Here is an 8,021-nt window from a genome sequence, read left to right as displayed (position 1 = left end):
GGTTACACTCTGGCATTGGCTACGTGGCCCCGGCAGAATACGAGAGAATGGCAGCGTGAAATGAAGCGTGTCCATTTTATCGGGGGAAGATCATCAGCCTTTGGCTCCATTCCATGGGCGCGCATGCTGCAAGCGTTAAACTGTAGTTTGGATAAAAATACTCTTAAAGCACCGATACGTTGCGATCTGCCTTCGGAAGGTAGAATGGAGTACCTGGGTAGAGCGGTAGAGATGTTCGAGTCAGTAAGCCATGGCGTCCAGTAATCCAGGGTAGACCGCATTGGTTGCCTTGGTGACTTCCGCGAAATTTGCCTTGTCGCCATGTTCCGCTCTGAGCCAGGTAGCCATGTCATTCAGGCTGTGGAAGGAAAGGTCCGAGGTCTCGCGTCGGTAGGCGTCACCGCCAGAGATATCGTCGGCTACCTTGTTGCCCGCGGTCTTGCCCGCCATGGAGCCGAAGATACTTCCGAGCAATGCACCGCCGGGGACATTTTCGAGGGCTTTCTGGGCGGCATAATTGCCGGCCGCGGCGCCCACGGCGGAGCCGGCAGCGCTGCCCATCTGGTTGTTGATAGCTTTGTTTACCCACTCGGCGACGACACCATCGGAGGTGTAGGGGCTTAAGTAACGTCCGGAGTTATTCTGAATGATGGGTGTTTCCGCTACCGTTTGTTCAGAGATATTCGTTTTGGCGACGGCGGGACTTCCCTGATTGGCGCTCTGCATCAATTTTTCACGTTGTGCACGCTTGGCAATCCACTTTTTTCGCTCTTCCATCAATTTCGGGTGCTGTTCCCATGCTTGTTCCTCAGACATAGGTTCTCTTCCCAGAATTGCCAATGCTGCCTCACTCTGGGCTACCACTTCTTCAAGTCCAGGTGCGTCACGACGCCACACGATATACATTTCAATGACGTCCGCCGGGAGCCTGCCTTGCTTGTCTCGCAGGGTCGGGTTGGCACCGTGTTCCATTAGAGCCTCAACCGCTTCTGAAGATCGCGCAATATGCAGAGCCGTTTGGCCTTCAAAGCGGCCGCTTTTCGTAACGGGCTTGTTGGGATCGGCGCCGTTGGCGAGCAATGCTCGTATTATTTGTTCCCGTTCGGGAGTATGACTTAAAGAGGCGAACATCAAGGGAGTAAGACCGGTGCGCCCTTTGCCATTGGGGTTGCCACCCTGGCTCAGGCTCTGCTGGACGGCGGGAAGATCGTTTTGTACTACTGCGTTTTGCAGCTCATATGTAGCATATGAAGAGCAACCGGATAACAGAGCCTGCAGGCATGCGATTATTAGAATACCGGGTAGCGTAAAATTTATTCGAGCATTCTTCCGTGCGCGGGCAAACCTGATCGTTAATATCATTTTTTCACTCCACCAAAGCGATTTGAAATACTTAAAAATGTGCATTCCGTTTACTGACCAGAAATGGCCTCCAACAATCCTGGATAGACCGTGTTGGTCGCTTTGGTAACTTCCCCGAAATTAGCCTTGTCACCATGCTCTTCCCTCAGCCAGGAGGCCATATCACTCAGGCTGCGGAAGGAAAGATCCGAGGTCTGGCGTCGGTAGGCGTCACCGCCAGAGACATCGTCGGCCATCTGGGTGCCCACAGCCTTGCCGGCCTTCGAGCCCAGGAAGCCGCCAATCAAGCTGCCCCCGGGCACACTCTCCAGCGCCTTGTTGGCTGCGTAGGCCCCGGCGGCGCCGCCCACGGCGGAGCCGGTAGCGCTACCCATGCGGTTATTGATGGCCTTGCTGACCCACTCAGCGACGACACCATCGGATGTGTAGGGGCTCAGGTACTGACCACTGTTATCCTGTATCACCAGTGACTGAATGGTTTTTTGTTGTTGTGCTTGATTAAATGCCTGCCATTGTTCGCGAGTGATGCTGCCCCGCGTCAGTGTGACCTGGTGGGGCTGACTGGCTTCCTTGCCCTGCAGTACCAATGTCACCGGTTGGCCCTTTTTGCCGCGAATCAGCTCCATGGTGTCGCCCAGGCTGAGACCGTTCAGGTCCAGAATGTCATCGCCGCCATTCGGCGCCACCCCGATAAGAGAGTCACCCTCCTGAATCTGTTTGCTGCGTGCTGCTGGCCCTTGCGGAACCAGTGCTATCACTATCGGGATGCCGCTTTCCTGCTTCCATTTGATGCCGATGGTGCCGTTGGCGGTGAGCGTTTCCATGGCCCGGGATTTCGCCTGCTCCGGGTAATACCGTGCCATCAGGCTTGGCCATTTTTCCCATGATTGTTCTTCGGTGATGGGGGTGCGGCCGAAGGCTTGCAGTGTGGCTTCTAGGCGAGGGATATGTTGCTCGTAGTATCTGTCATCGGATTTCGCAGCCTCTGAGCGCATTTTAATCAAGTCGAATTCCACATAGTCGGCCGCTTTATAGCCGCGCTCATTCGTCTGCTCAGGGTCTGCGCCGTATTCGAGCAGGAGGGTCACCATCTCCGGTGAGTTCGCATAATGCAGAGGAGTCAGCCACTTGCGGCTGGGCAGATTTGGATCGGCGCCGGCCTCGAGCAAGGTGTAAACCAGTTCCTCCTTGCCCCACTTTAGCGCTCCGCAGAGATGCGTGGTGCCGTAGGCATCGGTGCCATTCGGATCGGCGCCGTTGTCCAGGCGTTGCTGTACCGCAGATAAATCTCCGTTGTGGATCAAGGTAAACCATTCTTTTGTGCAGCCGGAAAGCAGCATGATGAAAATCAGCAGACAGAAAGAACGGTACATATATTGATCCTGTTTTTATGAATTGGCTTGGTGTGTTGAATGTGGCTAAACGCCGCCATACCCGGCGGAACCTGGAGGAGGCGCTGCGATGAACCTATTGATGATTCAGAAGCCTCTAATGGCATCCAGTGGATTGATTTCCCTGCCCTATTCACTGGATGGCGACATTGGCCGCTATTTTACAAATCGAGTTTGGCAGGGTGCCGGGTCATTCGCATCCCTCATTTGGGGTACGTCATTGTCTTTGTAAGGCTCCCGGCGGACACGTTATCGGCCTCTTTTGTGTTTTTGCGGGCTGTCCGTGCCCTGGAGTAAGCGGGAGGTATGTTGGCGGCGACAATGGTGTCTTGATGAGTTCGATAGATATCAATGGCGAATTGTTATTCAATCGGGAGTGAAAACATGGCCCATCTGCAAGTTATGGGCTGGCCTGCATGAACGCTTTTTATCCGGCTTTTCAAATAGACGAACGAGTTGATGGATCAATGACAATCCATGTTCGAAAAGGTGTGGAATTTTATGAGTATGCAGGAATTTTGGTGGCTGCAGGTTGGCACGTGGACAATGTGATAGGGTAGGGCTGGTTTTTGTCGTGGACTGATCAGTCCAACCCTGCTTGGGGTTTTGAGTGTGAGAATGGCTATGTATCTATCAAGGCGATATATAACTCTTATTTTTGTCGGGTGGCTGTCATTTGGAGTTACCTGTTTTTTTTGTTCCCGTGGTTACACTGGTGGTGCAGAAGCCTTTTTCTTTTGGTTGTCACTGGCCTCTTGGACATTGCTTCCATTGGCTCACTTCTTCGCGGCCATTTTGATTGCTGCAAAGAAAAAGGATGACCCATCGTTGGCTGCTACAGTGGGCATGTTGTTTGGTGTCCTGGTTTTTATTGCAGGGCTGATCGGTTCAGGGTTTTCCAGCTATGCCTAGCGGTATCGAGTAAAGAAATTTTTATCGTTTCATGATTTCATTTTTATGGGGGATTTACGTTAAATTTGCTATATTTTAAATGTTTGAGGATATTAATTTTTATTGCCTAAGATCGTGGCCTTTTTAGAGTTGAAGAGGAGGCATGGTCGCACCCCTGCGCCAGTTTTTTCAATTAGATCAATATTTTCTTGGCCGTATGCGGCTGCCCTTACTGAGCTCCCCTGATGACTTGTTGTAAGCGGTGAATGGTGCTCCATTTAACGCTATCCCTTGCCGTGATATGACTTCGTTTTTGTCCCCTTTTATCTCTTTTTTGGTCAAGAGGGATGTGCTGTCTATGCTGTAAAAGTGGCGGGTCAACGGTTGTTAAAGAAGCGGAGACGTGTACCGTAAAGGGCCAATGCCAAATTTTCGACAGGAGGCGCTCAATGAAAAAAGATCCCAACAAAGGCTATATTGCTTTATTAGGATGGAGTTTGAACGCGGTCGAGGCGGCGGAGAAATTTGATCGTCGTTATGTGGTGGTGGCTCCGGACTGGGCTGAGGCGTATTGCCAGGAGCATGATATTCCCTACGTGCCCTGGAATTTCGAACGCCTGAATGATCGCTCCATGGAGATTGCCCAGACCCTGAAAGACATGGGTGTGGATGTGTCGGTGCCACTGTATGAGGAAACCGTGGAGTGGGCCGGTGCGATCAATTCGGTGCTGCTGGATAACCCCCGGTTGTTGGGTCAGGCCATGCTGATGCGGGATAAATCCCTGATGAAGCGGCGCGCACAGCTTGGCGGTATCCGGGTGGGTATCTTTGAGGAAGCCCATGACCGGGAGGACGTGATCCGGTTCCTGAAGCGGGTGAACCAGACCCTGCTCAAGCTGGATGGCGACCCGAATGACCCGATCCACTTGAAGGCCTTCGACAAGGCCGGTTGCCTTGGCCACCGGGTGATTCGCACCCCGGATGAGGTGGATGCGATTCCTGATGAGGAATTCCCGTCGTTGATGGAGTCGCATCTGGACGGCTGGGAGTTTGCGGTAGAAGCTTGGATTCACGATGGCAAGATCTGTTTTCTCAACCTGTCCGAGTATGTGACGCTGGGCTATTCGGTGTATGTCCCCGCGTCGCCGGATCTGGAGCAGTACCGGCCGCAAATTACCCAGCAGATCGAGAAGCTGATCAAGACCTTCGATATCGAGTTCGGCATGATCCATCCGGAGTACTTTGTCACCAGCGATGGTGAGATGTACTTTGGTGAGGTGGCGTATCGCCCGCCGGGCTTCAAGGTGTTCGAGTTGCTGGAACGGGTCTATGAGGGTTTCAATGCCTATCAGGCCACCATGCTGGTGTTCGACCCCAAGGCCACCACAGAGGAAGTGAAGGCTTACTTCCCGAAAGAGGTGGTGGATGCCAAGGGCCATGCCGGTTGTTTCGGGGTGTACCCGCGTCGGCGTGTGGTCAGTCAGCTGGAGATCCCGGAGGAGACCGAAGACCATCCCTACTTCGAGTCCCATGAACTGACGGCGCCCATGGAAGAGGTTGTCACCAAGCGCACCGCCTTTGGTACCCATTGGGGGCTGATTTACTTCATGGGTGACGACCCGAAAGAGATGCACCGGTTGCTCAAGCGGCAGGAAGAGCTGGATTTCTATGTGTGAATACGCTGTCACCATGGGGCCCGCCGGGCCCCCACGGATTCGTTAAGGAACTGCCCTGTGTCTACGACCCATTCAGAGACGTCCGCGTCCAGCAATCTGTCTCTGCTACTTGTTCGGCTGGATGATGCCATCACCCAGTTGGCAGAGGCGCCCTCCTTTACCCGGCCGGCCAAGGTGCCACGGGTACTGGATACGGCCCGGCGGGTAATGATGCAGGAGGGCGGTTGTGCGGCCCTGGGCGAACGCATCGAGACGCTGGAAGCGGCCGGGATTTTTGCCGGGACAGATTGGGCGGAGCCGCAGATTCTGGTTCCCGGTTTCACTACCCAGTCCCTGCAAAGTGCCCAGGCTGAGCTGGTGGTGATCGAGGCCCTGAGCGAGCTGCGCATGTTGGCGGTGGCCTGTGGGGATTACCGCCATACCCTGATTTCCGCCGAGCAGGCCCACCATTTTCTCACCCAGGTGCTGGCGCTCAATCTGGCCATGCTGTTTTCGCCGCCTTCCGAGGCGCAGCGTGAAACCCAGGGCCGCCTGGCGGTGCTGCCACAGAATCTGTTGCAGCATCTGGCCGAGCGCATCGGTTATGAGCATATCGTCGACAAGCTGATTGAAGAGATCTGGCGGATTCTCAATCAGCGCCCCATTCAGACCGAGCCGGTCAAGCAGATGGTCACGCAGATCGCCATCTGCCAGGTCAATCCGGATATCGATCTGGGCAGCAGCGGGCAGGGGGCGGACCGCTTGGTGAGCAGCCTGTTCGGCCCGACCCGGGCCTGCCGGGAAGACCCGGGCGTGGCGATCTACCTTGAGCGGCTCGCCAGCATGGATGCCACGGCCTTGCAGGGCGAAGCCACCGGGTTTGCCCGGGCCATGCATGACACCGGGTTGGTGTCGCCGTATCACCCGGTGTTGCTGCGCCATTTGCTGGAGGAGGGTGACCACCTGGTGGCGGAGGCCATGGGCCTGTCGTCAACCGGTCGCGATTGCCTGCTGTGTTACCGGCAGCTGGTGCAGGCGTTGATTGAAGCGGCGGTGCATCCGCAAACTGCCCAGGCCATTTATGGCCTGGCGTTGGTGCTGGAGCGGGGCATTCTCTATCAACCGCCAGTGGCGCCGGCCCTGTGGCGGCAGCTGGGCCTGGTTCTGTCAGACTGGTCGTGCCAGCGCTTGACACTGGCCTTCGGGGATCAGGTGCCGCCACAGGCTCATTTGATCGAAGGTGTGCTGTGCATGCTGGGGCAGCCACTGGGGGTGGGGCAGGGCAATAATCCCACCTGCCAGTCCGCCCGTGCTCTGTCCATGTGGTCGTACAACGATCCGGATTATCTGCTGCAAATGGTGACCTGGGCAGCCCGTGACGATGAAATCATCATGCATTTCGAGGGCCAGCCGATTTCCTCCAGCGAAAGCGTTGGCGGTGTGGCCAGTAGCCTGCCCATGGACCTGGACCCGGTGTCTCTGCTGGTGGTGCCCCACCTGGACCGGATTTATGCGGAAATGGGCCGTCGTTGTGTCGATCGTGAGGGTGACCCCCACCGGTGGGTGAACCCGGAGTTCCATGGCTGGTGGTCAGGCCGGGGTTTTCGTATCAATGTTGATGTGGGGAGTGGGAAGCTGTGGGAGTTGGACGACTTTCTGCGTCATTTCTATGCGGCCTACCATCCCTACTACAACGGCAATCAGCCCCTGATACATCCCCAGCCTGCGGGTGTCGCTGTTACTGACAGTGCCGCCCGTTTTATCGGCTGGCATGCAATTAGTGTCTTGCGCGTGGCGCTGGATCCCCAGGATGTCATGCGGGTGTATTTCTATAATCCCAACAACGACAGTGGTCAGGACTGGGGCGATGGCGTGGTGGTCAGCACCGCCGGCCATGGCGAACGTTTTGGCGAGGCGTCACTGCCCTTCGAGCAGTTTGCGTCGCGGCTTTATATCTTTCACTTTGATCCGTTGGAGCGGGGTGAGCTGGCGCAAGTTGAACAGCAGCAACTGGATGAAGTCAGTGGCTATCTGCAACGCAGCTGGGGCGCGGACCGACTGCCTGAGGGTGGCCTGCAAGCCAGCGAAGGGGCGACCGGGCCGGGTTGATCAAGGCCTGATTCGTCGCGGAAAGCCCGGCAACACTATGAACCCATAACGTTGCGAAGAACATGCTGACGATGGATGTCCTGTTGTTCCGGCTGGCAATTGTCGTCTGGCTGGTGTCCGCCATTGCTCCCATCGATGGCACCTGGTTTGCCGGTGTCGGGGTGTTGGTTGTGTCGGTGATGGGCAGTGTGGTGATGCTTGTAAATCTGACGCCGGATTATGTGGATAGCCTTGGCGAGGTGATTGGGCTGTTTGCTCTTTTCATGCCCTGGTATAACCTGATTTTTTTATGGGGGCTGTGGCGTTTTTCTTCGCTGGGGCCGCACCCCTGGTCAGGATGGAATCTGCTGCTTTACGCCTGCTCCCTGCATGCGTCCTTTTACGCGTTCGCGTTTCTTGTTACCCCTTCAGATGTATCGCTGACTGTTGCCGCCGCAGGGATTCGCTGGGTGTTTGCGATCTGGTCCGGCTCGCTACTGTTGTTGGCGTTGGCTTTTCTGGTACGTTGTTATCGGTTACGCGGGTTATTGCGTGAAGAATAGATGAAGGCTGTCTGCTCCGGTTTTTTATTATTAACCCGGCAAGAGTTTATTTCGCCGTAGGAGCGGCGCTT

7 protein-coding genes are annotated in these 8,021 nt (G+C 55.5%); 5 read left to right on the top strand and 2 right to left on the bottom strand.

Annotated elements, in window-relative coordinates; genetic code table 11:
- A partial coding sequence (locus B3Q33_RS13485; RefSeq protein ID WP_286828034.1) for a hypothetical protein occupies window positions 1-264 on the top strand: 264 nt, incomplete at its 5' end.
- Here the strand turns inward: B3Q33_RS13485 and B3Q33_RS13480 are convergent.
- Window positions 241-1,407 carry an ankyrin repeat domain-containing protein gene (locus tag B3Q33_RS13480; protein WP_273010145.1) on the bottom strand — a complete coding sequence of 389 codons (1,167 nt, stop codon included), beginning with the start codon at window positions 1,405-1,407 and terminating at the stop codon, window positions 241-243. The genes B3Q33_RS13485 and B3Q33_RS13480 overlap by 24 nt on opposite strands.
- A 5-nt stretch (window positions 1,408-1,412) precedes the next feature.
- On the bottom strand, window positions 1,413-2,735 hold the full coding sequence (locus B3Q33_RS13475) for an ankyrin repeat domain-containing protein (protein WP_273010146.1): 1,323 nt from the start codon (window positions 2,733-2,735) through the stop codon (window positions 1,413-1,415).
- A gap of 636 nt (window positions 2,736-3,371) precedes the next feature.
- Here B3Q33_RS13475 and B3Q33_RS13470 point away from each other — a divergent pair.
- From B3Q33_RS13470 to B3Q33_RS13455, 4 genes are all read left to right on the top strand, one after another.
- A complete protein-coding gene (locus tag B3Q33_RS13470; protein ID WP_273010147.1) occupies window positions 3,372-3,665 on the top strand; it encodes a hypothetical protein in 294 nt (97 codons plus the stop codon).
- Between the two features lie 428 nt (window positions 3,666-4,093).
- Entirely contained in the window at window positions 4,094-5,320 is a 1,227-nt protein-coding gene (locus B3Q33_RS13465) for a carboxylate--amine ligase (RefSeq protein ID WP_035246113.1), read from the top strand.
- 57 nt (window positions 5,321-5,377) lie between these two features.
- The gene (locus tag B3Q33_RS13460) at window positions 5,378-7,408 is read left to right on the top strand and encodes a hypothetical protein (RefSeq protein WP_272997203.1); all 2,031 of its coding nucleotides are present in this window, start codon (window positions 5,378-5,380) and stop codon (window positions 7,406-7,408) included.
- Between the two features lie 62 nt (window positions 7,409-7,470).
- Window positions 7,471-7,950: a hypothetical protein gene (locus B3Q33_RS13455; RefSeq protein WP_272997204.1), complete on the top strand. Its 480-nt coding sequence runs from the start codon at window positions 7,471-7,473 to the stop codon at window positions 7,948-7,950.
- Window positions 7,951-8,021 lie beyond the last annotated feature (71 nt).

Origin of the sequence: Alcanivorax sp. UBA3183, from assembly GCF_002364155.1 — a bacterium.
GTDB lineage: Bacteria > Pseudomonadota > Gammaproteobacteria > Pseudomonadales > Alcanivoracaceae > Alcanivorax > Alcanivorax jadensis.
Note: the sequence above shows the minus strand (reverse complement) of the source record. Positions and strands in the feature narration are given on the sequence as shown.

Bases quoted from the DNA above. Each gene is read 5' to 3' on its own strand.
- B3Q33_RS13480 (WP_273010145.1), bottom strand. From the start codon at position 1,407: ATGCACATTTTTAAGTATTTCAAATCGCTTTGGTGGAGTGAAAAAATG.
- B3Q33_RS13470 (WP_273010147.1), top strand. From the start codon at position 3,372: ATGGCTATGTATCTATCAAGGCGATATATAACTCTTATTTTTGTCGGG.
- B3Q33_RS13475 (WP_273010146.1), bottom strand. From the start codon at position 2,735: ATGTACCGTTCTTTCTGTCTGCTGATTTTCATCATGCTGCTTTCCGGC.
- B3Q33_RS13455 (WP_272997204.1), top strand. From the start codon at position 7,471: ATGCTGACGATGGATGTCCTGTTGTTCCGGCTGGCAATTGTCGTCTGG.
- B3Q33_RS13465 (WP_035246113.1), top strand. From the start codon at position 4,094: ATGAAAAAAGATCCCAACAAAGGCTATATTGCTTTATTAGGATGGAGT.